Below are 23,706 nucleotides of genomic sequence, written 5' to 3'. Positions count from 1 at the left end.
CAGCTGAAAGGTCAGGCATGACGGAGTACACGAACATCTTGGTGGCACAGCGCGGCCGGGTAGGCCTGATCACGCTCAACAGGCCGGAGGCGCTGAACGCCTTGGACAAGGCCACCATGGAGCAGCTCGTGGCAGCAGTCTCCGCCATGGACGCCGATCCGGGCGTGGGCGCGGTGGTGATCACCGGCTCGGGAAAGGCGTTCGCGGCCGGGGCCGACATCAAGGAAATGGCGTCGCAGGGCTACATGGACATGTACGCCGCAGACTGGTTCCGGGGCTGGGAGGACTTCACCCGGCTGCGGATCCCTGTCATCGCGGCCGTGTCCGGCTTCGCCCTGGGCGGCGGCTGCGAGCTGGCCATGATGTGCGATTTCATCATCGCCGGGGACAACGCCAAGTTCGGCCAGCCGGAGATCAACCTCGGCGTGCTGCCGGGCATGGGCGGTTCGCAGCGGCTCACCCGCGCGGTGGGCAAGGCCAAGGCCATGGACATGATCCTCACCGGGCGCTTCATCGGCGCCGAGGAGGCCGAACGCTCCGGCCTCGTCTCACGAGTGGTGCCCGCGGAGAGCGTGGTGGAGGAGGCGCTCAAGGCCGCGGAGGTCATCGCGTCCAAGTCCAAGCCCGTGGCCATGCTCGCGAAGGAAGCCGTCAACGCGGCCTTTGAAACGGGACTCGCCCAGGGGGTCCTGTTCGAACGCCGGATCTTCCACTCGCTCTTCGCCAGCGAGGACCAGAAGGAAGGCATGGCCGCTTTTACGGAGAAGCGCCAGCCCGAGTTCAACCACCGCTGACCCACCCCGTACCCATCCATTGCTCCGCAACGGCCCTTTTCAGCGCCCTAAAGGGCAGTTACGGAGCAACCGACAGGGATTCCCGGTGGGCGGTAACGTCTGCGGCCAGTTCCTCGGCCATCAGATGGTTGTTGATCACGACGGCGGTCCACGCCCCTGCCGCCGCGGAGGCCAGGACCTGCGCGCGCATGTCCGTCACGTTGCCCGCCGCCCACACCCCCGGGACCGCGGTGGCGCCGTCGGCATCGGTCTCCAGGAAGTCCCCGATCCCCATTGGATAGGTTGCCGGCTCGAGGCCAAGCCCGGCGAAGGCATCCAGCCGTGCGCGCACCTGGGGTCCCACCACCACCGCGTCCACGGCGATCTCGGGTCCGCCAGCCAAGGCGACGCCGCGCAGGACGTCCTGCTCCACCCGCAAGGATTCAACGGCACCCGCCACCACCCTGATGCCCCGGGCGGCCAACTGCTCCGACTCGTCGTCGGTGGGCAGGGTCAGGTCGTTCAGGAAGAGGGTGATGTTGCCGCTCCACTGCCGGAAGAGCAGGGCCTGGTGCACGGACCAAGGACCGTTGCCCAGGATGCCGATGGCCTGGTCCTGCACTTCCCAGCCGTGACAGAACGGGCAGTGCAGCACATCCTTGCCCCAGCGCTCGCGGAGCCCGGCAATCTCCGGCAGTTCGTCCACCAGCCCGGTGGTGATCAGCAGGCGGCGCCCGCGGATCACGCTGCCGTCCGCCAGGGTCACGGAAAAACCGTCGGAGGCATTGCCCGCAGCGGCAACGGCCTCGCCCTCCACTAGCCGTGCGCCGTAGTGCTGGGCTTCGGCACGTCCGATCCTCAGGAGTTCGGCGGGGCTGACACCATCGCGGGACAGGAATCCGTGGACCCCTTGGGCGGGGGCGTTGCGGGGTTCGCCGCTATCAACCACCACCACGGAGCGGCGCGACCGCCCCAACATTTGCGCGGCGCTCAGGCCGGCGGCCCCTCCACCGGTGATCAGGACATCGTACGTGTTGTCATTTTCTGTTCTCATGCCTCCATGGTTCGCGGCACCTGCTCCGGGTGGCAAGTAAATTTGCTGGAATGGCAAACTGGGAACATGGATGAAGCATTCGACGACGTGCTGGCAGCGGTGGGGCCGCGGCTCAGGGCCCTCCGCCGCAACAGCAACACCACCCTGGCGGCCCTCGCCGAGGCCACCGGGATTTCAGTCAGCACACTTTCACGGCTGGAATCCGGTCAGCGCCGCCCCAACCTGGAGCTGCTGCTGCCTCTGGCCAAAGCGCACCGGGTCCCGCTGGACGAACTCGTCGGGGCTCCCGCCACGGGCGATCCCCGCCTGCACCTGCGCCCCATGGTCCGCCACGGCATGACCATCATCCCGCTGACGAGGCGGCCCGGCGGGATCCAGGCCTACAAGCACATCCTGCCGGCCGGCACGCCGGACCAGCCGGACCCCCAGGTCCATGAGGGGTACGAATGGCTGTATGTGCTCAACGGAAAACTCAGGATGGTCCTGGGCGGCCAGGACCTGGTGATGGGTCCCGGCGAAGCAGCCGAATTTGATACCCGGGTACCCCACTGGTTCGGCCGGGCGGACACCGAAGCGGTGGAGTTCCTCAGCCTCTTCGGAACCCAGGGCGAACGCATGCACGTGAGAGCCATACCGCGCTCCTAGACCCGTTGGGCCGCCAAACGCTAAGGGACGCCCTTAGCCCGTGAAGTCCCCGGCATTCCGGCGGAACGTGCCCAGGATACGGATCAGCTTGTCCACATCGGCCGCGTCGAAACCTGACTGGCCAAACACCTCGGTGTTGAGCACCGCCGTCGCGCGTTTGGCAACGATCCGCCCCTCCGCGGTGAGCTCGATCAGGGTGGTGCGGCCGTCCGTGGGATGCGGCGAACGGGCCACCAGTCCCGAGCCTTCCAAACGGTCGACGGCGTTGGTCACCGAGGTGGGATGGACCTGGAGCAGGGCGCTCGCCTTGTTCATTGGCAGCGCGCCGCTGCGGGCGAAGCTGAGGAGCGCGAGCAGTTCGTAGCGGGCGAATGTCAGCCCGAACGGCTTCAGGGCGCCCTCGATCCGGGCCAGCAGGATCTGCTGGGTGCGCATGATCGCGGTGATCGCAGCCATGGGAGCGGCGACGTCGGCCCAGCCGTGCTCCTCCCAGTTCCGTTGGGCGTCCGCGATGGGGTCCCGGGGCAGTGGCGCGGCCATCCTCAGCCCTTCAGCCCCGGGAAATCCGCCTCGGCGTACTCCACGCCCAAGCCGTCGGGATGGGCGCCCCCGCCATGCCGGAGCTCCTCATTGTGCCGCAGCTCCACACGGCGGATTTTGCCCGAGATGGTCTTGGGCAGCGCCGCGAATTCCAGCCGCCGGATCCGCTTGAACGGCGCCAGGTGTTCGCGGCAGTACCGCAGGATGTCCTCCGCCAGCTCCGGCCCCGGCTCCAGTCCCGACACCAGGACAACATAGGCCTTGGGGACGGAGAGCTTAAGCGCATCCGGTGACGGAACCACAGCCGCTTCGGCCACGGCGGGGTGTTCCAGCAGCACGCTCTCCAGTTCGAACGGCGAGAGCCGGTAGTCGGAGGATTTGAAGACGTCGTCGTCGCGGCCCACGTAGGTGATGACACCGTGTTTGTCCCGGCTGGCCATGTCGCCCGTGTGGTAATAGCCGCCGCGGAACGCCTCGGCAGTCCGTTCCGCGTCCCCATAGTAGCCCTTCATCAGCCCCACCGGCCGGGGGTCCAGGCGGAGGCACAGCTCGCCGTCTTCGGCTTCTTCCCCCGTGTTCGGATCCACCAGCACAACGTCGTAGCCGGGAAGCGGCCGCCCCATGGCGCCGATGGTGACCGGCTGGCTGGGCGTGTTGGCCACCTGGACGGTGGTTTCGGTCTGGCCGAAGCCGTCCCTGATGGTCGGGCCCCAGGCGCGCTGGACCTGTTCGATCACTTCGGCGTTCAGCGGTTCGCCCGCGGAGACCACCTTGGTGGGCGGGGTCTTCAGCACTTTCAGGTCCGCCTGGATCAGCATCCGCCAGACCGTGGGCGGGGCGCAGAAGCTCGTGACGTGCTCGCGGTCCATCTGCTCCATCAGGGCACGGGCGTCGAACCGTTCGTAGTTGTACACAAAAACGCACGCCTCGGCGATCCACGGGGCGAAGAAATTGGACCACGCGTGCTTGCCCCAGCCCGGCGATGCCACATTCAGGTGCACGTCGCCGGGTTCCAGGCCGATCCAGTACATAGTGGAGAGGTGCCCCACCGGGTACGACGTATGGGTGTGCTCCACCAGCTTGGCCTTCGACGTGGTTCCGGAGGTGAAATACAGCAGCAGCGTCTCGTCCGCGTGGGTGGGGGCGTCGGCTGTGAAGGTGACTGCCGCCGTCGTCGAATCCGTGTACTGGAGGGCCCCAGGGGTGCCGGCTGAACCGCCACCGGCGGCGATTTCGATCAGTTTGTAGTTCCCGGGGACGCCGGCAAACTTACCGATGTTGGAACGTCCGACGGCGGCCCAGCCCGCCTCGCCGCGCTCCACGCGTTCGGCCAGGTCCTCCGGACCCATCAGGGTAGTGGTGGGGATCAGGACGATGCCCAGCTTGATGCCGGCCAGCATCAGCTCCCAGAGCTCCACCTGGTTGCCCAGCATGATGATCATCCGGTCCCCGCGGCGCATGCCCTGGCTTCTCAGCCAGGTGGCCACCTGGTTGGAACGGGCGGCCAGGTCCGCGAAGCTCCGGCGGGTGGCCGAACCGTCCTGCTCCACGATGACCAGGGCCGGATTGTTGGCCTTCTCAGGATCGGAGGCAATCTGATCGAACCAGTCGAGGGCAAAGTTGAATTCCGTGAAGCGCGGCCACACGAACTCGCGCCTGGCCTGGTGGTAGTCGGAATGCAGAGTCAGCAGGCGGTCGCGTGCCTCGCGGAAGTCATCGGTGACTGACATGGGGGCCTTTCGTCCAGTGATGCGCATCACTAAGAATCCATCCCTGTGCAATATACTAGGACATCCAAGGGTTTGGAAGACCGAAGGGATATGAAGCGTGCAGCCACAAGGACGTGAGCGTGTTGTGACCGAAGCCCCGCCCTTTCCAGAAGCAGACCTGATGCACATCGTGGACCTCCTGCCCGCAGAGGAGCGCGCGCGCTACCTGGAGGTCCGGGCGTTCCTGCAGTCCACCGTGCGGCAGGCATCCATTGACTATTGGAACCGCGAGGAATTCCCGTTCGGGCTGCTGGCGGAAATGGGCAAGCACGGGCTTGGCGCCTTGCAGACGGACGGCACATCCAAGCTCTTCAAGGGCCTGATGTACGTCGAAGTGGCCAGGGCGGACGTTTCTCTGTCGGCACTCGTGGGGATCCACAACGAACTGATCGTGGGGATGATCGACGCCCTCGGTTCCGTGGAACAGAAGCAGCAGTGGCTGCCTGGCCTGAAGAACTTTACCCAGCTGGGCGCCTTCGCCCTGACCGAACCGGAGCACGGCTCGGACATCGCCGGCGGGCTGGAAACATCCGCGCGGCTGGAGGGCGGCGAGTGGGTGATCAACGGCGCGAAGCGCTGGATCGGCTCCGGGACCATCGCGGACTTTGCCCTGGTGTGGGCGCGCGACGCAGCGGACGGGCACATCAAAGGATTCATTGTGGAGACGGACCGCGCTGGCTACCGGGCAACCAAGATTGCCAACAAGATCGGCCTGCGGATCATGCAGAACGCGGACATCTTGCTGGACAACGTCAGGATTCCGGCGTCCAACATGCTGCCGGGCGCCACGGACTTCTCCAAAGCCAACGACCTCCTACGGGATTCGCGCGCTTGGGTCGGCTGGCAAGGTGCCGGGATCCAGCTGGCCGCGTTCGACGTCGCCCGTTCCTACTCCTTGGAGCGCAGGCAATTCGGCAAGGAACTGGCATGCTTCCAGCTGGTCCAGCAGCAACTGGCGGAGATCCTGGGCAACGCCTCCGCGTCACTGGCGCTGATGGCCCAGCTCGCCCGGATCCAGACGGACGGCAAGCTGGAGATGGCGCAGGCGGCCATGGCAAAGTCCACGTGCACCCGGCTGGCCCGCGCGTCGGTGGCGATGGGACGCTCGCTGCTGGGCGGCAACGGGATCAGCTCGGACTTTGAAATGGGTAAGCTCTTTGGTGATGCCGAAATCCTCTATACCTATGAGGGCAGCTACGAAATCAATTCGCTGATTGTTGGCCGGGCCGTCACCGGAAAATCGGCCTTCGTGTAGAAATTCGCAAATAACAACAACTTAACAAAAAACTGCCCTGGCCATGCTTTGCAGCACGGCCAGGGCAGTTGATCAGAACCTTAGAGCGGGCGAATGTTCTCTGCCTGCGGGCCCTTGGGACCTTGGGTCACATCGAATTCGACTTTCTGGTTCTCATCCAGCGAGCGGTAGCCGCTGCTGGCGATTGCGGAGTAGTGCGCGAAAACATCGGCGGATCCGTCGTCCGGAGCGATGAAGCCAAAGCCCTTTTCAGCGTTGAACCATTTAACTGTGCCTGTTGCCATTGCTAACTTCCTTTGTAACCCTTTTCTGGTCCTGCTCGGACGGCAGGCAGACGCGGAGTCTGTAGTCCGCTGTCTCAAACCTAGGGGCTGCGCGGTGGGCGTGCAATAGCTGCAGTCATCAAGTGTCACCCCTGTTACAGAAGTGGTACACGCGAATTGGTCCTATTCGGGCCGCCGACGTCAGCTGCCGCCCCGCTCCATGGCTGTGTTTGCCTTAGCCGCTGCGGGCTAGCGCATACCCTCCCGGCGGATGGCCGTGGCGATGGCAGCGGCGCGGGTTTCCACCCCGAGCTTGGCGTAAATGTGCGCCAAATGGGTCTTGACTGTGGCCTCGGAAATGAAGAGCCGCTGGCCCAGCTCCCGGTTGCTGAGCCCCTCGGTCAGGAGGCTCAGCAGTTCCGCCTCCCGGGGCGTCAGGACCTCGTCGGGATTGCGCAGCTGCTGGAAGAGCCGGGAGGCCACCGGGGCGCTCATGACGCTCTTCCCCTGTATGGCACCGCGGATGGCGGCGAAGATTTCGTCCGGGGCGGCGTCCTTGAGGAGGTAGCCCATGGCGCCGGCGTCGACTGCCCGGACGATGTCCGCGTCGGAATCGTAGGTGGTGAACACCAGGATGGCCTGCCGGCTGTTGCGCTGCCGCAACAGCTTGATGGCCTCGATTCCGTCCATTCCGGCGCCCATGGCCAGATCCATCACCACCACGGCAGGGGAGTGCTGTTCCACCAGCCCCAGGGCATCCTCGCCGGAAGCGGCCTCGGCCACCACGTCAAAGTCAGGCTGCGTGCCCAGCAGTGCCTTGAGGCCGCTCCGGACCACCAGGTGGTCGTCCACCAGGAGGACAGTGATGGTAGTCATGCGTCCTCCGGTGTCATCTGCTGGCCACGTGGCGCTGACTGCAACCGTGCCGGCACCTGTGCGGCCACGATGGTCCCTTCGCCGGGGGAACTTTCCACCGAGAATACCCCGCCCAGCTGCTCCACGCGCTTGCGCATCGCCCGCAGCCCGTATCCTCCGGCGTCCGACGGCGGTGCTGCCGCTGACGGGTCAAAGCCCGTCCCGTCGTCGTAGATGTCAAGGGTGACCGAGCCGGGAAGGAACCCCAGCGTCAGGGTTGTGGTGGCGGCGTTTGCGTGCTGCTGGATGTTCGCGGCCGCGCTCTGGACCACCCGCAGCAGGGTGTGCCGGACTTCCGCCGGGACGTCCCTCGGTTCGCCGGTGACCAGGAGCCGGGCGTGCGGGACGTACTGGGCGGCCGCCTGGTGCAGGGCCTCCGGCAGAGGCGATGCGTCGAGGCCCGGGGAGGCGAGCTCGTGGACCAGGCTGCGCGTCTCGGAGAGATTCCGGCGCAGCAGTTCCGTAGCCTGGTTGAGCTCCTGGCGCGATCCCGGGCCTGGCCACGAACGGTCAGCGGCCTCCAGGAGCAGCAGGCTGCTGGCCAGGCCCTGCGTCACGGTGTCGTGGATCTCCCGCGATACGCGCTCGCGTTCGGCGATGGTGCCGGCCCGGCGCTCACTGGCCGCCAGCTGCCCGTGTGCCAGCGATACCTCGGCATGGAGACGGCGCTGCTCCGCGGCGTCGTGCTCGATCCGGTCGTAGATCAGCGTCAGCATCACGCCAACGGCGAGCGGCCCCAGCAGCATCGCGAGGTCCGTGCCGTCGCTGAGCCGGAACAGCCCGACCGCGGTGGCGGCCGCCGTCGCGCCCGCCGCCACATAGCCCACGGCGCCCGTAAAGGCAGTCCGGCACAGAAAGAAGATCGCAAAGGAACACCACGCAAAGCTGGGCGCGGCGATGACCAAGGCTGCCCAGACGGCCACAAACACGAGCATCCAGACCGCCCATTGGCGTCTCTGACGGGCCAGCACGGCGATTACGCAATACAGGCCACAGACGGCACCCGCGAGGCCGAGGACCAGGACGTTGTCCTGAAGGCTGTGCCGCATGGCATAGCGGACGGCCGAAGCAACAAGCAGGACCGCGAAGCCAAGGTGGACGGCGGCGTCGATCCGGCCGAACCGGCCAGAGGCGGCGGCCGGACTGGCAGGCAGAGCGGGCCCGGTGGTCAGCGAGGATCCGTCGGTCAGGGTTTTACAGGGAGTGGCTGGGGAGGGCATGGGGTCCGGTTCAGGTCAGGGGCGTTCCTATCCCATGCTATTGCCCGCGCCGTTGCTGGTCTCTCCGCCTTTTAGCTGATGCTGCTGGCCATCCGGGGGACCGGGAGGCAGCCGAAGGCCCGATGCTTACCGCGGCGGGGCTGGACAGGATGGATGGAGCCGATGCCCGTTCCACTGGATTCCGCCAACGTGAGTCCATCAACGTGCGTCCATCAACCCAAGGAGAAACACCGTGAAGAAGAACAACAAGATTGCCGCCGCCGCTGCTGCCGCCGGAGCTTTGCTGCTGACGGGAGGGCTGACCGCTGCGGCCAATGCCGGGACCAGCCAGGCGGCCGCTCCCGCTGCGGTACCCGCCGTCGACATCCCGCCGGCACCGGAAACCGTCGTGGCGCAGAACCGCATCACCGTTGGCGCCTCATCCGACGCCGTCAGCGCAGCCCTCGCCAAATGCCAGGCCGACAAGCTGCCGTTCGTCACGGTGGCACTCGTGGACAGGTTCGGCACCGTCCAGGCGCTCCTGCGCGGGGACAACGCCGCCGAGCACACGATCGAAGCAGCCAAGCAGAAGGCGTACACCGCGGCCGCCTTCGGTGCGCCGACGAGCGAGCTGGCCAAGCGCATCAACGGCAACGGCCCCAGCATCGCGGACCTTCCCGGCACCCTGTTCCTGCCCGGCGGCGTGCCGCTCAAGGTCAATGGTGTGTCCGTAGCAGGCATTGGCGTGGGCGGCGCCCCCGACGGCAACCTGGACGAAGCCTGCGCCACCGCAGGCGCCGAGGCCATTGCCGCTGCGGCTGCCGGCCCAGGCAAGTAGGCTCGGCTCCATGAGGCGGTTCAAGACCTGGCGGTTCAAGACCTGGCGGTTTAGGACCTGGCGGTTTAGGACCTCGCGGTTCAGGACCGGGTGCCGGGCAGGCCGGGCAGCGGCGATACTCGCGATCGCGGGCGGGGTTGCAGTGTGCCTGGCCGCCTGCCAGACGGGTCCCGGTGAGCTGCCGCGGGTGGAGTCGCCGTCGTCGTCCGTCCTGGCGAGCCCGGAGCCCCCGGTTCCGGCCACTTCCACGCCGGCCGCATCACCGTCCGCCCCTAACCCGGCGGCCACCAAGCCGCCAGCCCTATCGGCCGAAGCCCAGGCCCTGTTGGACCAGGAGCTGATCGCTGCAGCGAAGGCCAACGACGTGGCGCTGGTAGGTGAACTCATTGGCCGCGGCGGCGACGTGAACGTCAAGGACGCCATCCAGGATTCCGCCTTCCTCTATGCCGGGGCCGAGGGATTCAACGAGGTGCTCCGGCTGACGCTGGCGGCCGGCGCGGACGTTGCCAGTACCAACCGGTACGGCGGCACGGCACTGATCCCGGCCAGCGAACACGGCCATGTGGAGACGGTCCGCATCCTCCTGGCTGCCGGAGTGCCCGTGAACCATGTGAACAACCTGGGCTGGACCGCCATGCAGGAGGCTATCCTGCTCAACAACGGCGGGCCAAGGCAGCAGGACGTCGTGCGCCAACTCCTGGATGCGGGTGGAGACCCGAACATCCGGGATCCCCAGGGGCGGACCGCCTTGGAGAACGCCGAACGGCTGGGCTTTGTGGAGATCGCCAACGTGATTCGTGGCCACGGTTAGTAACGCAGTGCCCCGCTGATATTCCCCACCTTTGCCATGAACGTACGACGGCGCGCCGCACTTTTGGTGCGACGCGCCGCCGTCGGGCGTCAAAGGTGGGGAGACGCAGCCAGGCCGCCCCCGGAGATCCCGGAGATCCCGGTTACACGGCTTCGAGCACGCTGACGTAGTTGGCGATGCCGACGCCGCCCATGTTCTGCACGGCGGCGCGGCGGGGGTTGGCGAGCTGCATGTCGCCGGCGGTCCCGGTGAGCTGCATGGCGGCGATGACGTGCTGGGAGACGCCGGTGGCGCCGACGGGATGGCCTTTGGCCTTGAGCCCGCCGGAGACGTTGATGGGCAGCTTGCCGTCCTTGAAGACCCAGCCTTCCTGCACAGCGCGGGCACCCTGGCCCGGTTCGGTCAGTCCCATGGCCTCATACATCAGCAGCTCGGCAATGGTGAAGCAGTCGTGCACCTCAGCGAAGTCCAGGTCTTCAAGCCCGACGCCGGCCATCCCCAGCGCACGCTGCCAGGACATGCGCGTGGCGGCGAAGGCGGTAGGGTCCCGGCGTTCAGCCGGAAAGAAGTCGTTCGCGTGGCCGAAACCGGCCAGCCTGACCGGCGCAGCGGCCCCGCCGGTTGGCGAGGTGCTGAGCACAACGGCGGCGGCGCCGTCGGACACGGGGGAGCAGTCGGTGCGGCGCAGCGGACCGGCCACCATGGGGTTCTTGTCCGAAACGGTGCGGCAGAACTCCTCGCCGAGGTCCTTGCGGAGCTGGGCGTAGGGGTTGTCCACGCCGTTGCGGTGGTTCTTGGCCGCGATGGAGCCCAGCACGTCGCCCAGCTGTCCGTCGCCGCGACCGTAGCGCTTTTCGTAGTGCTTGGCGACGTCCGCGAACAGGCCCGTGAAGCCGGTGGTGGACGTCTGGCCGGCCATGTCGTAGTCGGCGCCCAGCAGGGCGGCTCCCACAACGTCGGCACCGGCGTGGGTCATCTTCTCGGCCCCGATCACCAGCACGGTCTTCGCCGTCCCGGCAAGCAGCGACTTGGTGCCCTGCTGGAACGCGGCCGAACCGGAGGCGCAGGCGTTCTCCACACGCGTGGCCGCGACGTTGGCCAGGTCGGGCGAGACCTGCAGCGCCAGGGACGACGGGAAGGCCAGCGGCATCATGCCGGAGTTGAACTGGCCCAGGTAGATCTCATCGATCTGGCCGGGCTCGATCCCGGCGTTGCCGATGGCCTCGGCGGCCACCTGGACGATCAGGGACTCGAGGGTCTCGTCGGTGAGCTTGCCGAACCGGCTGTGGCCCCAACCTGTGAGCAAGACGTCCTTGCCGAACTGTTCCTTCAGGCTCATGCCCTGGCTCCTTCCAGCGTTGATTCGTTCAGCGTTGATTCGTTCAGTGTTGATTCCAGGGCGACGGTGAACCCGGCGTCGGTCTTTTCGCGGATTTCCTCTACGGTGACCCCCGGCGCAAGTCGGGTCAGCGTGAGCTGCCGCCCGCCGTCGTCGTCCGCTTCTTGTTCGGTCTTCACGATGTCGAAAACCGCGAGGTCGCTGATGATCCGGTCCACGCAGCGCAGGCCGGTGAGCGGCAGGGTGCACTCGGTGACGATCTTTGCCGTGCCGTCCTTGGCGTTGTGTTCGGTCAGGACCACCACGCGCGGGGTGCCGGCGACGAGGTCCATGGCGCCGCCCATGCCCTTGACCATTTTGCCGGGGATGGTCCAGTTGGCGAGGTCCCCGTTGCCGGAGACCTGCATGGCGCCCAGGATGGCCACCTTAACGTGGCCGCCGCGGATCATTCCGAACGATGTGGCGGAGTCGAAGATGCTGCCGCCGGGCAGCACCGTGACGGTCTGCTTGCCGGCGTTGATGAGGTCCGCGTCTTCCTCGCCCTCATACGGGAACGGGCCCATGCCGAGCAGGCCGTTTTCGCTCTGCAGGACCACGCGGACGCCGTCGGGCAGGTTGTTGGCCACCAGCGTGGGGATGCCGATGCCCAGGTTCACGTAGTCGCCGTCGTTCAGTTCCTCGGCCGCGATGGCAGCCATTTCGTCCCTGGTCCAGGCCATGGGGTTCTCCTTGGGTTCAAAGTTTGTGGGGGCTTAAGTGTTCGTTCGCGCCGGTGGGGTGGCGTTCAGGCGGGGATTGTTGCCGCGGTCCGGGGGCGGACGGTGCGCTGTTCGATGTCCTTCACCCGGCCGCTCGCCTGGACCAGGTGCTGGACGTACACGCCCGGGGTGATGATGTGGTTGGGATCCAGTGAGACCGGCTCCACTATGACCTCGGCCTCCGCAACGGTCACCGCACCCGCCGTGGCCACCACCGGGTTGAAGTTCCTGGCCGTGTAGCGGTAGATCAGGTTCCCGTCCGTATCGGCGGTGTGCGCGTGGACCAGCGCGACGTCGGCGCGGATGGCGCGCTCCTGGACGTACGTTTCGCCGTCGAACTCTGCCAGCGGCTTGCCTTCCGCAACCAGCGTTCCCACGCCGGTCTTGGTGTAGAAGGCCGGGATGCCGGAGCCGCCGGCGCGGAGGCGCTCGGCCAGGGTGCCCTGCGGGGTGAACTCCACTTCAAGCAGGCCCGCGAGGTACTGCTCGGCGAAGAGTTTGTTCTCGCCCACATACGAGGCGATCACCTTGCGGACCTGGCCGGCTTCGATCAGCACGCCGAGACCTTTCCCGTCCACACCCATGTTGTTGGACACCACGGTCAGATCACGCACGCCGGAGTCCCGCACGGCCTCGATGAGGTCAGCCGGGATGCCGCTCAGGCCAAATCCGCCGACGGCGAGCGTCATGCCGTCCCGGAGCACTTCGGCCAGGGTAGCGGCGGCGTTGGATTTCAGTTTGGACATTCCGTCTCCTCGTCATCGAGCATGCAGAGCCATTCGGGGATATCCACTTTGTGGACACGGGTCTTGATAAGGGAGCCTAGACGGCGCGCTGAAGCTGGTCAACGGCGAAAACTTGCCAGAATGACAGATATTTCACAGCGTGGACGCTAGACTTTGAGGTGTCCACATTGTGGAGGATTTTTGAGAGTTGGTAAGCCGAATGACAAATCCAGTCCAAGGGGCGCAGGTGGTGGGCCGTGTGGCGTCACTGCTGCGGCTTGTCGGCCGGAAGCCGGAGGGCAGCTCGATTGCCGGGCTGGTCCGGGAGTCCGGGCTGACCCGCCCCACCGTCCACCGGCTCCTGAGATCCCTTGCCGCGGAGGGCCTCCTGGACCACGATGCCCGCAGCGGAAACTGGATCCTGGGCCCGGAGATTTTCCTGCTGGGATCAGTGGCGGCGGCCCGCTTCCCGTTTGAGGACCTGGCGCGGCCAAGCCTGCGCCGGCTGGCCGAGGAGACCGGCGAAAGCGCCTTCTATTCCATCCGCAGGGGCCAGGAGACGGTCTGCGTGCTGCGGGAGGAGGGCAGCTTCCCGGTACGCTCCTTTGTGCTGCATGAGGGAGTCCGTTTTCCGCTGGGCGTGGCCTCGGCCGGGACTGCGATCATGGCGTTCCTCCCGGATGACGTTCAGGACGCCATCCTGTCCGGCTGGGACCATCACGCCGGCAGTTTCGCAGCAGGCCACAGCGTGGACGTGGTGCGCAGGAATCTGGAACGGACCCGGCTGCATGGATTCGCCGTGAATCCCGGCCTGGTGCTTGAGGGAAGCTGGGGGATGGGGGCGGCCGTGTTCGACCAGTTGGGCCGGCCGGTTGGCGCGCTGTCCCTCACCGGCATCGAACCCCGGTTCCGGCCGGAACGACAGGAGTTCCTCGGCAAACTGCTGATGGAGGAAGCCCACCGGATCACCACGGTGCTGACCCGTTCGCCGGGCGCCGTCTGAACCGCTCGGCGGAGTGTGGCTGACCCGCGCACCGGCTGGAAGCGCGCCGGCTGGAGCGCGCCAGGGATACCCCGCGGGCCATTGTGGGGCACTTTGACACGGACACGCCGTGTTCCGGGCGGGACCGGTCCAGACAGGGTTCAAAGTGCCCCGGTTCGGCTGACAGCCCGACCCGGCGTACCTCGGCTGCCGCCTATTTCCACCAAGTGTCGAAGATGGTGACCGGCACGGTGCGCTTGTGGCGCGTGCGGAGGTACTTCTGCTCGATCAGCTCGGCGGCCGCCTCGGGGATGTCCCGGCCTTCTAGGTAATCATCGATCTGGTCATAGCTCAGGCCCAGTTCGTCCTCATCGGTGCGTCCGGGCTTGCCGTCCAGAAGGTCCGCGGTGGGTACTTTTTCCCAGACCCGGGCAGGGGCGCCCAGTTCGGCCAGCAGTTCACGGTTCTGGCGTTTGTTGAGGCCGAACAGCGGCAGGATGTCCGCGCCGCCGTCGCCGAATTTCGTGAAGAACCCGGTGACGGACTCTGCGCCGTGGTCGGTGCCGATCACCAGGTAGTTGTGTTCGCCGGCCAGCGCGTACTGGGCGATCATCCGCGTGCGTGCCTTGGTGTTTCCCTTGTGGAAATCGGAGATTCCGTTGCCCACAGTCTTCTCGAATTCGTCCTCGAAGCCATCCACGGCGGCGGAGATGTTGAAGGTCCATTCCGTCTTGGCCTGGATGAAGTCCAGTGCGGCCTGGGCGTCGTCCTCGTCATGCTGGACGACGTACGGAAGGCGGACCGCCACGAAGTTGGCCTCCACGCCTTCGGCTTCCAGCTCCTCCACAGCCAGCTGGGCCAGCCTGCCGGCGAGGGAGGAGTCCAGCCCGCCCGAGATGCCCAGGACAAAGCCCTTGGTGTGGGTTGCCCGGAGGTAATCCTTCAGGAAATCCACCCGCTTGCGAACCTCCCCGAGGGGGTCGATCCGGGGCTGCACGCCCATTTCTTCGATGATGGTGGCTTGGAGTTCGCGCATGTGATCCAGCCTAGTCAGCGCTGTCAACAACGCTCAACTGTGTCCACCCGAACCACCCACGTGTCCACCCGAACCACTCACCGCCCGGCGCGAACGGACAATTGAAAACCCAGCGCGAAGGGACACTTGGGGCCCGGGGCTACAGCGCTGCGGGTGCCGCTCCGGTTGAACCGCGCACTGTGAGATGCGTGGGCATCAGGGAGCGGCTGCGGCTGCCACCGCCCGCCAGCGGGTTGAGCTGGGCCAGGAGCATGGACACGGCCACGCGGCCGGCCTGTTCGATCGGGGAAGCCATGGTGGTCAGCGGGGGATTGCAGAAGTCCGCGCCGAAGATGTCGTCGCAGCCCACCACGCTCATGTCCTCCGGGACCCGGATGCCGCGTTCGCGTAGCCGCTGGAGCATGCCGATGGCGATGAGGTCGTTGAAGGCAATACAGGCGGTGACACCGGAGTGCACGGCCGCGTCTGCTGCGGCGGCACCTGATTGCGTCTTAGGGGCGAACGGGCCCAGCCTGCGCACATCCACGCCGCGGTCCTCGGCGGCGGCCGCCAGGGCTGTCCAGCGGAGGGTGCTGGATTGGGATGTCAGTGGTCCCGCCATGTAGGCGATCCGGATGTGGCCGAGGGAAATCAGGTGGTCCAGTGCCTGGCTGGTGGCGGACGGCGTGTCAATGACGACGGCGGGAACGCCGGGTACGTCGCGGTTGATGGTCACCATGGGAATCTTGGCGGCCGCGGCCAGCAGCGCCTCATCGCTGAGCCTGGACGCGGTGACGATGATTCCGTCAGCGCTCTTGCGCAGCTGCTCCACGGTGGAGGCCTCCACCTCGTCGGACTCTTCCGTGTCCACAAGCAGCTGGGTGTATCCGGCCGCCTTGAGCTGCAGCTGTGTGCCACGGATGAGGTCAAAATAGAACGGATTGGTGATGTCAGGCACCAGGACGCCGACGGCGCCGGTGCGGCCGGAGCTCAGCGCCTTCGCCTGGCTGTTCGGCGTGTAGTTCAGTTCGGCCGCTGCCGCTTCGATCCGCGCACGGGTACGGATGTTGACCCGGTCCGGAGTGGAAAGTGCGCGGGACACGGTGGAGGCGGCCACCCCGCAGATCGCGGCGATGTCATGGATGGTGGCCGGGCGGTCTGTTCCGGCTGCTTGCATCGCCATGGCGCGCTCCTCACTGAACGGGATGACAGGGGGCTTGTGACGGTTGCCACATCCCTGTAGCTCTAGGTTGCCACAGCATGCAATCATTTGGCAATCGGTTGTCATTGATGGTTGACGTGTCTAGACTTAGGGCAGCACTTTTTGTGAACTGAGTCACCCGCGCGCCGGAGCGGCACCAAGGCTGTCCCGTCGCGGGCATACCGAAGGAGATTCCCGTGACCGAAGCAACAACCGAAGCGGCCAGCACAGTCTGGACGCTCTCAGGATTCGGCGATGAAGTGGATACGGACCCCGCCATCCAGGCCGCTGTCCTGCTGGCACTTGGGGCGAGCTACATCGAAGTACGCAGCGCCTGGGGCGTTAACGTCTCCGAACTGACGCCTGGGCAGGTATCCGAGCTCAAGGAACTCCTGGACGCCAAGGGCCTGAAGGTCTCCGCCGTCGCCAGCCCCATCGGCAAGGTGGACATCAGCCTGCCCGTGGAGCACGAGGTGGAGCGCCTCCGCCAGATCATCTCCGTGGCCAAGGGCCTGGACACCAAGTACATCCGGATCTTCTCCTTCTTCCGGAGCGAAGACCAGACGCCGGAGGAAATCCGCGACGACGTCATCACGCGCATGCGGGCACTGGCCGCTGAAGCCGCAAGCGCCGGCGTCGTACTTTTGCACGAGAACGAAAAGGACATCTACGGCGATACGCCGCAGCGCGTCCTGGACATCATGGAGTCCGTGGACTCTCCCGCACTGCGGATCGCCTGGGACAACGCCAACTTCGTCCAGGTGGGCGTCCGGCCCTACACCGACGGCTACGCCATGCTGCGCCCGTACCTCGAATACCTCCAGGTTAAGGACGCCATCATGGCCACGGGTGAAGTTGTGCCTTCCGGCGAGGGCGACGGCGAACTCGACGCCACCATTGCCGCCCTGAAGGCGGACGGTTATGCCGGCTTTGCCTCCCTTGAGCCCCACCTGGCCAGCCACCACGAACTGGGCGGCTTCTCGGGGCCGGTTGCCTTTGGCTCCGCCGCCCGCGCCTTCGCGGGCCTGGCTGCCAAGAACGGAATCGTACTTTCGTGACCGGCCTCAGGGCCGCAGTCATCGGCTGCGGTGATGTTTCGGCAGTGCACTTTGAGGCCATCGCAAAGCTCGACGGCGCGCGGCTGGCCGGTGTCTGTGACTCAGATCCCGGCCGCCTTGCGGCCGCTGTGGCCGCCTATGGCGTCCCGGGATTCCCGGATCACCTCAGCCTGATCGAGGCCGTGGGGCCGGATGTTGTGCACATTACGACGCCGCACAACATGCATGCCTCCATCGCGGCGGACTGCCTGGAGCGCGGCGTGAATGTCATTGTGGAAAAGCCGCTGGCGCATACGCTCGAGGAGGGCCGCCGGCTGGTGGAGGCCGCCAAAGCGTCCACTGCCAAGATCGCCGTCTGCTTCCAGAACCGCTACAACGCCACCGCGCAGGCCATGCACGCACTGCTTTCCTCCGGCGAACTGGGCGCGGTACTAGGGGCGTCAGCTACGGTGCTGTGGCACCGCGACGCCGACTACTACCGCAGCCGGCCCTGGCGCGGCACCTGGGCGGGTGGCGGTGGTGGGCTCATGATGAACCAGGCCATCCACACCGTGGACCTGCTGCAGTGGCTGGTGGGCGACGTCGTTTCGTTGTCCGGCAACGCGGCCACCAGGTTCCTGGGCGAAACCATCGAGGTGGAGGATACGGCGGAGTTTGTTGCCCAGCACGCCAACGGTGCGCGCAGCGCCTTCTACGCAACGCTGGCCAACGCCGTGAACGCGCCGGTCACGCTGGACATTGTCACGGAAAGAGCGACTCTCAGTCTTCGTGGGGACTTGACGGTCACTTATGCGGACGGCCGCGTGGACGTGGTCCCCGAGCGTGTGGTGGAGTCCGGCGGGCGCGCCTACTGGGGGGTCTCGCATGAGCTGCTCATCAGTGACTTCTATGCCCGGCTCGGTGACGAAGGCCCGTTCTGGATCGATCCGGAAGAAGCAGAGAAATCTCTGAAGATCGTCAAGGAAATCTACCGCCAGAGCTACCCGGACGCGGCGGCGAAAGACTCCTGACCTCCTCGCGGCAACCGGTTGAAGGCCTTTAGAACGTTTCATTCACGGCGATTCTCGCTTAGATTGCAACAATATTGACAATCGGTTGCCAAAGTTGGCAATCATGCGTACTCTGAATCTCGGAAGGCCGGTGTGGCCCACGCCACACCGGCCCAATCGCAACTCTCACGTTCCACAGATTCAGGAGCCAACAATGAAGTTAGGTCCCAAGGCGGCAGCTGCCGCTCTTATCATCAGCTCAGCACTGGCGCTGACCGCCTGCGGCGGCGGCGCTCCCGCCGGCGCCGGCGCAACGGCCAAAACAGCGACGCTGTCACTGGGTGCAGTTCAGGAACTCCGCTCCTGGGACCCGGCACAGGCCCACGTCGGTCACTATCTCCAGCCTTACCAGGCAGCGTACGACTCCCTGATCCTGCGGGAACCGGACGGCAAGCTCAGCCCCATGCTGGCCACCGCGTGGAAGTACAACGAGACCAACACCAAGCTCACCGTTGACCTCCGCACGGACGTGACCTTCAGCGACGGCGCAAAGTTCGACGCTGAGGCCGCCAAGGCCAACATGGACCACTTCAAGAAGGCCAACGGCCCGCAGATGGCCCAGCTGACCGCCGTCTCAGACGTCAAGGTTGTTGACGCCGACACCATCGAACTGAACCTGACCGCCCCGGATCCGTCCCTGGAGTTCTACCTCAGCCAGGCCGCCGGCCTGATGGGCAGCCCCAAGGCGCTGGGCACCGACGCCATCAAGACCGAGCCCGTAGGCAGCGGCCCGTATGTTATGGACAAGGCCGCCACAGTGAAGGACTCGCAGTCGGTGTTCGCCGCCCGCAAGGACTACTGGAACAAGGACCTCCAGAAGTTCGAGAAGGTCACCTTCAAGATCCTGATTGACCTGACCGCCCGCACCAACGCCCTCGTTTCGGGCCAGGTGGACGCCACGCTGCTGGACCCCAAGACCGGCAAGCAGGCTGAAGGCGCCAAGATGAACCTGGTCGCCACCGAGGTGGACTGGCAGGGTCTCCTGTTGATGGACCGCGACGGTACCAAGAACCCCGCGCTGGGGAACGTCAAGGTCCGCCAGGCGATCAACTACGCCTTTGACCGCAAGACCATCCTGGACCAGGTCCTGATGGGCCAGGGCACCCCCACGTCGCAGCCGTTCGGCAAGGCCAGCGGTGCATGGACCGAAGAGCTGGAGAACTACTACAGCTACGATCCGGCCAAGGCCAAGGCCCTCCTGAAGGAAGCCGGCTACGAGACCGGCGTCGTCCTCGACATCCCGTCGGTTCCGGGCTGGGAAACCCAGCTCGCAGTGATCAAGCAGCAGCTGGCGGACGTTGGAATCACCGTGAACATTGGTGCCGCCATCACCAACACGTTCACCAGCGATGTCGCCGCCCAGAAGTTCACCACCATGTTCTTCTCCCTCTTCCAGGGTGAGCCGTGGGTTGCCACCAACCAGATCATCTCCACGAAGGCCCTCTACAACCCGTTCAAGAACACCACTCCCGAGCTGCAGGCCAAGATCGATGCAGTCGAGAAGGGCGGCAAGGACGCTGGCAAGCTGGCCCAGGAAGTCAACAAGTACGTTGTGGAGCAGGCCTGGTTCGCCCCGATGTTCCGCGTGAACCAGATGTACTACCACAACTCCAAGATCACCGTGGAACCGCAGGTCCAGCAGGCCGTTCCGTCGATCTACAACTACTCGCCGGCCAAGTAATACCGGGTACGTAGCCACACAATAACCCTGCGCAGGTCCGGCAGCCCATCACCAACGATGGGCTGCCGGACCGGGCAACCAATCCATGCCAGTTCAATGGAGCCAGCAATGATCACTTTCATCCTTAAACGCCTCGGCAGCGGACTCGTAGTCCTGTTCGCCGTCTCGATCCTCGTTTTTTCCCTGCTCTACGTATCGAGCGGCAGCATTGCGCGGAACATCCTGGGCGACCAGGCCACGCCGGATCAGCTGGCCGTGAAGGAAGCCGAGCTGGGGCTGGACCAGCCCATCATCACGCGCTACTTCAGCTGGCTCACGGGCGCCCTGCAGGGGGACCTGGGCACATCCTGGTTCACCTCTGAACCCGTCTCCCACGCCCTCGCCACGCGCATTCCGGTGACCATGACCATGGTGATTGCAGCCATGCTCCTGATCTCCATCATCGCCACCCTCATCGGCGTCGCCGCAGCAGTAAAGCGCGGCTGGGTGGACCGCGTGGTCCAGATCGGTGCCATCATCGGCGATTCTGTCCCCGGCTTTGTCATCGGCATCATCCTGGTGACCATCCTTGCTATCCAGATGGGCCTGTTCCCCGCCACCAGTACCATTTCGCCCGGTGTCGGCGCGGATGCCTGGGTGCTTTCCCTGACCCTTCCGGTGATCGCCCTGCTGATCAACGGCGTCACCGGCGGTGCCCAGCAGATTCGCAGCGCAGTCATCAAGCAGCTCGAACGCGATTACGTCCGCACCCTGCGCAGCCGCGGCATCGGTGAGCGCGAGGTCCTGTTCAAGCACGTCCTGCGCAGCGCAGCTCCGGCTGGACTGACCGTGCTCAGCCTCCAGTTGATCGGCATGCTGGGCGGCGTGGTCATCATCGAGCAGATCTTTGCCCTTCCCGGCATGGGGCCGCTGGCCGTAGCCGCCACCAGCCAGAGTGACCAGCCGGTGGTCATGGGCGTTGTTATGTACACTGTCGCCGTCGTCATTGTGGTCAACCTCATCGTTGACCTGCTCAACGGCTGGCTTAACCCGAAGGTGCGTGCCTCGTGACCGAGTCCGTCGAAACCTCAGCCCTGACACCCATCCCCGGAACGTCAGGCCAGACCGGAACTGTCGTCCGGTCAACAGTCCTCAAACGGCTGTTCAAGAATCCAATGGGCATCATCTCCATCGCCATCCTTCTGGCCATGGCCAGCATGGCCGTCTTCGCCGATGTCCTGGCCCCGTTCGACGAAAACTTCGCCAACATCTCCAAGACTCTCGCAGCCCCGGACGCGGTTAACATCCTGGGCACTGACAGCTCAGGCCGTGACGTCTGGAGCCGGCTGCTCTTCGGGGCGCAGCTGACGCTCAGCTCCGCGCTCCTTTGCGCCGCCGTCGCCATCGCGATCGGCCTGCCCGCCGGCCTCGTGGCTGGCTACTACGCCGGCAAGTTCGAAGCCGTCTCCAACTGGGTTGTCAGCATCCTCATGAGCCTCCCCGGCCTGATCGTCCTGCTGACCATCCGGGCCGCTTTCGGTCCGTCAGTGTGGATTGCCATGATCGCGTTCGGTGTGCTGATCAGCCCTTCCTACTTCCGCCTGACGCGCTCAGCGGTGCAGTCGGTCCGCAACGAGCTCTACGTTGACGCCGCGCGCGTCTCCGGGCTGTCAGACCTCAGCATCATCACCCGCCACATCTTCTCCGTGGTCCGCGCGCCCATCATCATCCAGACGGCGGCGATCGCCGGCGTGGCCATCGCCATCCAGTCCGGACTCGAGTTCCTGGGCCTGGGCGATCCGGCCAAGGCCACCTGGGGTGTGATGCTCAGCGAAGGCTTCAAAAACGTCTACCTCACCCCGACGCTGCTTTTCTGGCCTGCATTTGCCATGGCGCTGACCATCGGTGCACTTGTCCTCTTGGGCAACGCCATCCGCGACGCCCTGGAAGACGGCGAAAAGATCAAGCACCGCAGGCAGAAAGCTCATCAAGCCGAAGATGCGGCCGCAGCCAGCGCCGCCAAGGCGGCGCGCAAGACCATTGCGGCCGTCGAGGCCGGAACCGAACACCACCTCGTTAAGGTGACCAACCTCGGCGTCGGCTACCCCCAGGCCGACGGATCCATCAAGAAAGTGGTGGATGACGTCTCCTTCCACGTTGACCGCGGCGAAATCCTCGGCATCGTGGGCGAATCCGGGTCGGGTAAGTCCCAGACGGCCTTCTCCATCCTGGGCCTGCTGCCGGACACCGCACGAATCGTGGGCGGCGCCATCCAGTTCGATGGCAACTACACGGTCGCTCCAGGTGAGGACAAGGTCAATCAGCACCGCCTCTCCAAGCTGCGCGGCAAACGGATTTCCTACATCCCGCAGGAACCCATGAGCAACCTGGACCCGGCCTTCACTATCGGCTACCAGCTGGTTACGCCCATGATGCGCGTCCTGGGAATCTCAAAGGCAGAGGCCACCAAGAGAGCCATGAAGCTCCTCTCCGACGTCGGCATCGTCAGCCCGGAGCGCACCTTCAAGGCCTACCCCCACGAGGTATCCGGTGGCATGGCCCAACGTGTGCTCATCGCCGGTGCTATCAGCTGCGAACCGGACCTCATCATTGCCGATGAGCCCACCACGGCACTGGACGTTACGGTCCAGGCCGATGTGCTGGACCTCATCCGCGACCTCCAGCGCCGGCTCGGCGTCGGCGTCATCCTGGTGACCCACAACTTCGGCGTTGTGGCTGACCTCTGCGACCGTGTTGTGGTCATGCAGAACGGCCGGCTGGTGGAGGAAGGCCCCGTGCGGGAGATCCTGCGCGAACCGAAGGAACGCTATACCCAGACTCTGTTGGCTTCGATGCTGGAAGGCAAAGAACCGATGACCATGCTGGTTTCAGCTGCTTCGTCTTCAACCGCGTCATCAAGTGCTAAGGAGAATGTCCTGTGACGGAAACTGCAGCCTCAAGCGCCGCGGTATCAGCCCCGGCACGCGAAGAACTCCTTCGCGTGGAAAACCTGGTGGTCGAGTACCCCGGCAAAGGATTCCGTGCACGGAAATTCCGCGCCCTGACCGACATTAATATCAGCATCGGCCAGGGTGAGACCTTGGGCCTGGTGGGCGAATCAGGGTCGGGTAAGACCACCCTGGGCCGGTCTGTACTGGGTCTCGCGCCGGTGAGCGGCGGCAAGATCACCTTCGAAGGCCAGGACATCAGCCACGCCACCCGCAAGCAGCGGCGCGTCCTCAGCCGTGACATGCAAGTGGTCTTCCAGGATCCCTACACGTCACTGAACCCCGCCCTGGAAATTGGCGACATTCTGGCCGAACCCCTGGGCGTGCAGGGCATGGAGCAGGCAGCAGCAAAGAAGCGCGTGAAGGAACTCCTGGACCAGGTTGGCCTCCCGTCGGATGCCATCCACCGGCTGCCGCGCGAGTTCAGCGGCGGCCAGCGCCAGCGCGTGGCGATTGCCCGCGCCCTGGCGCTGTCTCCCAAGCTCATCGTCTGTGATGAGCCGGTCAGCGCATTGGACCTGTCCACCCAGGCCCGCGTCCTGGATCTCTTCCTGCAGATCCAGAAGGACACTGGCGTCTCCTACCTGTTTGTCTCCCACGACCTTGACGTGGTCCGCCACATCAGCCACCGTGTAGCCGTGATGTACCGTGGAGAAATCGTGGAGCAGGGGCCGGCAGAGATCGTCACGCGCAACCCCGAGCACCCCTACACGCAGCGGTTGCTGCTCGCTTCCCCGGTGCCGGATCCGGACCGCCAGGAGAAGCGCCGTGCCGACCGTCACCGGCTGCTCGAAGAACAGCGCCAGCAGAACGAGCAGGCCGCTGTCCTTGCCTAGGGCTCGTGCCCGA

The 23,706-nt window shown here is 65.6% G+C and carries 23 protein-coding genes; 12 read left to right on the top strand and 11 right to left on the bottom strand.

Translation table 11 applies throughout. The features are described 5' to 3' along the window. Window positions 1-17: 17 nt before the first annotated feature. Entirely contained in the window at window positions 18-794 is a 777-nt protein-coding gene (locus tag NG696_RS12580) for an enoyl-CoA hydratase (RefSeq protein WP_252566777.1), read from the top strand. A gap of 58 nt (window positions 795-852) precedes the next feature. Here the strand turns inward: NG696_RS12580 and NG696_RS12575 are convergent, their stop codons facing one another. Then, window positions 853-1,827, bottom strand: a complete 975-nt coding sequence (locus tag NG696_RS12575; protein WP_252566779.1) for an NAD(P)/FAD-dependent oxidoreductase — start codon at window positions 1,825-1,827, stop codon at window positions 853-855. A 66-nt stretch (window positions 1,828-1,893) separates the two neighbouring features. Here NG696_RS12575 and NG696_RS12570 point away from each other — a divergent pair, with 66 nt between their 5' ends. Continuing rightward, the gene (locus NG696_RS12570) at window positions 1,894-2,472 is read left to right on the top strand and encodes a helix-turn-helix domain-containing protein (RefSeq protein WP_252575617.1); all 579 of its coding nucleotides are present in this window, start codon (window positions 1,894-1,896) and stop codon (window positions 2,470-2,472) included. Between the two features lie 33 nt (window positions 2,473-2,505). Here NG696_RS12570 and NG696_RS12565 read toward each other — a convergent pair whose 3' ends face one another. Both NG696_RS12565 and NG696_RS12560 read right to left on the bottom strand, forming a co-directional pair. Then, complete coding sequence (locus tag NG696_RS12565) at window positions 2,506-3,012, bottom strand: MarR family winged helix-turn-helix transcriptional regulator (RefSeq protein WP_252575615.1); 507 nt, start codon at window positions 3,010-3,012, stop codon at window positions 2,506-2,508. A gap of 2 nt (window positions 3,013-3,014) precedes the next feature. Then, window positions 3,015-4,742 carry an AMP-binding protein gene (locus tag NG696_RS12560; protein WP_252575613.1) on the bottom strand — a complete coding sequence of 576 codons (1,728 nt, stop codon included), beginning with the start codon at window positions 4,740-4,742 and terminating at the stop codon, window positions 3,015-3,017. Window positions 4,743-4,902: 160 nt separating this feature from the next. On the opposite strand from NG696_RS12560, the gene NG696_RS12555 reads away from it, so the two are divergent. Continuing rightward, entirely contained in the window at window positions 4,903-6,036 is a 1,134-nt protein-coding gene (locus NG696_RS12555) for an acyl-CoA dehydrogenase family protein (protein WP_252575729.1), read from the top strand. A gap of 80 nt (window positions 6,037-6,116) precedes the next feature. On the opposite strand, the gene NG696_RS12550 is transcribed toward NG696_RS12555, so the two are convergent. The 3 genes from NG696_RS12550 to NG696_RS12540 all read right to left on the bottom strand — a co-directional run bounded on the left by NG696_RS12550 (window position 6,117) and on the right by NG696_RS12540 (window position 8,434). Beyond that, window positions 6,117-6,320 carry a cold-shock protein gene (locus NG696_RS12550; protein WP_013599688.1) on the bottom strand — a complete coding sequence of 68 codons (204 nt, stop codon included), beginning with the start codon at window positions 6,318-6,320 and terminating at the stop codon, window positions 6,117-6,119. Window positions 6,321-6,548: 228 nt separating this feature from the next. After that, window positions 6,549-7,175, bottom strand: coding sequence for a response regulator (locus NG696_RS12545; RefSeq protein ID WP_252566791.1), 627 nt, complete (start codon window positions 7,173-7,175; stop codon window positions 6,549-6,551). Further along, window positions 7,172-8,434 (bottom strand): sensor histidine kinase, encoded by a 1,263-nt coding sequence (locus NG696_RS12540; RefSeq protein ID WP_252575612.1) that lies wholly within the window; start codon window positions 8,432-8,434, stop codon window positions 7,172-7,174. The genes NG696_RS12545 and NG696_RS12540 overlap by 4 nt, the downstream gene beginning before the upstream one ends. Window positions 8,435-8,666: 232 nt before the next feature. On the opposite strand from NG696_RS12540, the gene NG696_RS12535 reads away from it, so the two are divergent. Together NG696_RS12535 and NG696_RS12530 are read left to right on the top strand one after the other, a co-directional pair. Beyond that, window positions 8,667-9,251, top strand: a complete 585-nt coding sequence (locus NG696_RS12535; RefSeq protein WP_252575610.1) for a GlcG/HbpS family heme-binding protein — start codon at window positions 8,667-8,669, stop codon at window positions 9,249-9,251. A gap of 10 nt (window positions 9,252-9,261) precedes the next feature. Continuing rightward, window positions 9,262-10,062, top strand: coding sequence for an ankyrin repeat domain-containing protein (locus NG696_RS12530; protein ID WP_252575609.1), 801 nt, complete (start codon window positions 9,262-9,264; stop codon window positions 10,060-10,062). Between the two features lie 142 nt (window positions 10,063-10,204). On the opposite strand, the gene NG696_RS12525 is transcribed toward NG696_RS12530, so the two are convergent. The 3 genes from NG696_RS12525 to NG696_RS12515 form a co-directional block, all read right to left on the bottom strand. Beyond that, window positions 10,205-11,401 (bottom strand): acetyl-CoA acetyltransferase, encoded by a 1,197-nt coding sequence (locus NG696_RS12525; protein WP_252575608.1) that lies wholly within the window; start codon window positions 11,399-11,401, stop codon window positions 10,205-10,207. Next, window positions 11,398-12,120 carry a CoA transferase subunit B gene (locus NG696_RS12520; protein WP_252575607.1) on the bottom strand — a complete coding sequence of 241 codons (723 nt, stop codon included), beginning with the start codon at window positions 12,118-12,120 and terminating at the stop codon, window positions 11,398-11,400. The genes NG696_RS12525 and NG696_RS12520 overlap by 4 nt, the downstream gene beginning before the upstream one ends. 65 nt (window positions 12,121-12,185) lie before the next feature. Beyond that, on the bottom strand, window positions 12,186-12,905 hold the full coding sequence (locus NG696_RS12515) for a CoA transferase subunit A (RefSeq protein WP_252575605.1): 720 nt from the start codon (window positions 12,903-12,905) through the stop codon (window positions 12,186-12,188). 199 nt (window positions 12,906-13,104) lie between these two features. On the opposite strand from NG696_RS12515, the gene NG696_RS12510 reads away from it, so the two are divergent. Next, complete coding sequence (locus NG696_RS12510; RefSeq protein WP_252575604.1) at window positions 13,105-13,887, top strand: IclR family transcriptional regulator; 783 nt, start codon at window positions 13,105-13,107, stop codon at window positions 13,885-13,887. 193 nt (window positions 13,888-14,080) lie between these two features. Here the strand turns inward: NG696_RS12510 and nadE are convergent, their stop codons facing one another. Both nadE and NG696_RS12500 read right to left on the bottom strand, forming a co-directional pair. Beyond that, window positions 14,081-14,902 (bottom strand): NAD(+) synthase, encoded by an 822-nt coding sequence (nadE, locus tag NG696_RS12505; RefSeq protein ID WP_252575603.1) that lies wholly within the window; start codon window positions 14,900-14,902, stop codon window positions 14,081-14,083. A gap of 139 nt (window positions 14,903-15,041) precedes the next feature. Beyond that, on the bottom strand, window positions 15,042-16,058 hold the full coding sequence (locus tag NG696_RS12500; RefSeq protein WP_252567170.1) for a LacI family DNA-binding transcriptional regulator: 1,017 nt from the start codon (window positions 16,056-16,058) through the stop codon (window positions 15,042-15,044). A 221-nt stretch (window positions 16,059-16,279) separates the two neighbouring features. On the opposite strand from NG696_RS12500, the gene NG696_RS12495 reads away from it, so the two are divergent. The 6 genes from NG696_RS12495 to NG696_RS12470 all read left to right on the top strand — a co-directional run bounded on the left by NG696_RS12495 (window position 16,280) and on the right by NG696_RS12470 (window position 23,693). Beyond that, window positions 16,280-17,140 carry a sugar phosphate isomerase/epimerase family protein gene (locus NG696_RS12495; protein ID WP_252566811.1) on the top strand — a complete coding sequence of 287 codons (861 nt, stop codon included), beginning with the start codon at window positions 16,280-16,282 and terminating at the stop codon, window positions 17,138-17,140. Continuing rightward, window positions 17,137-18,150 (top strand): Gfo/Idh/MocA family protein, encoded by a 1,014-nt coding sequence (locus NG696_RS12490; protein WP_252566815.1) that lies wholly within the window; start codon window positions 17,137-17,139, stop codon window positions 18,148-18,150. Before NG696_RS12495 ends, NG696_RS12490 begins: the two co-directional genes overlap by 4 nt. 193 nt (window positions 18,151-18,343) lie before the next feature. Beyond that, the gene (locus NG696_RS12485; RefSeq protein ID WP_252566817.1) at window positions 18,344-19,870 is read left to right on the top strand and encodes an ABC transporter substrate-binding protein; all 1,527 of its coding nucleotides are present in this window, start codon (window positions 18,344-18,346) and stop codon (window positions 19,868-19,870) included. Window positions 19,871-19,978: 108 nt separating this feature from the next. Next, window positions 19,979-20,920: an ABC transporter permease gene (locus NG696_RS12480; protein WP_252566818.1), complete on the top strand. Its 942-nt coding sequence runs from the start codon at window positions 19,979-19,981 to the stop codon at window positions 20,918-20,920. Further along, window positions 20,917-22,791, top strand: a complete 1,875-nt coding sequence (locus NG696_RS12475) for a dipeptide/oligopeptide/nickel ABC transporter permease/ATP-binding protein (RefSeq protein WP_252566820.1) — start codon at window positions 20,917-20,919, stop codon at window positions 22,789-22,791. The genes NG696_RS12480 and NG696_RS12475 overlap by 4 nt, the downstream gene beginning before the upstream one ends. Next, complete coding sequence (locus NG696_RS12470; RefSeq protein ID WP_252566822.1) at window positions 22,788-23,693, top strand: ATP-binding cassette domain-containing protein; 906 nt, start codon at window positions 22,788-22,790, stop codon at window positions 23,691-23,693. The genes NG696_RS12475 and NG696_RS12470 overlap by 4 nt, the downstream gene beginning before the upstream one ends. Window positions 23,694-23,706 lie beyond the last annotated feature (13 nt).

The sequence above is a fragment of the Pseudarthrobacter cellobiosi genome (assembly GCF_023913755.1).
Classification (GTDB): domain Bacteria; phylum Actinomycetota; class Actinomycetes; order Actinomycetales; family Micrococcaceae; genus Arthrobacter; species Arthrobacter cellobiosi.
Note: the sequence above shows the minus strand (reverse complement) of the source record. Positions and strands in the feature narration are given on the sequence as shown.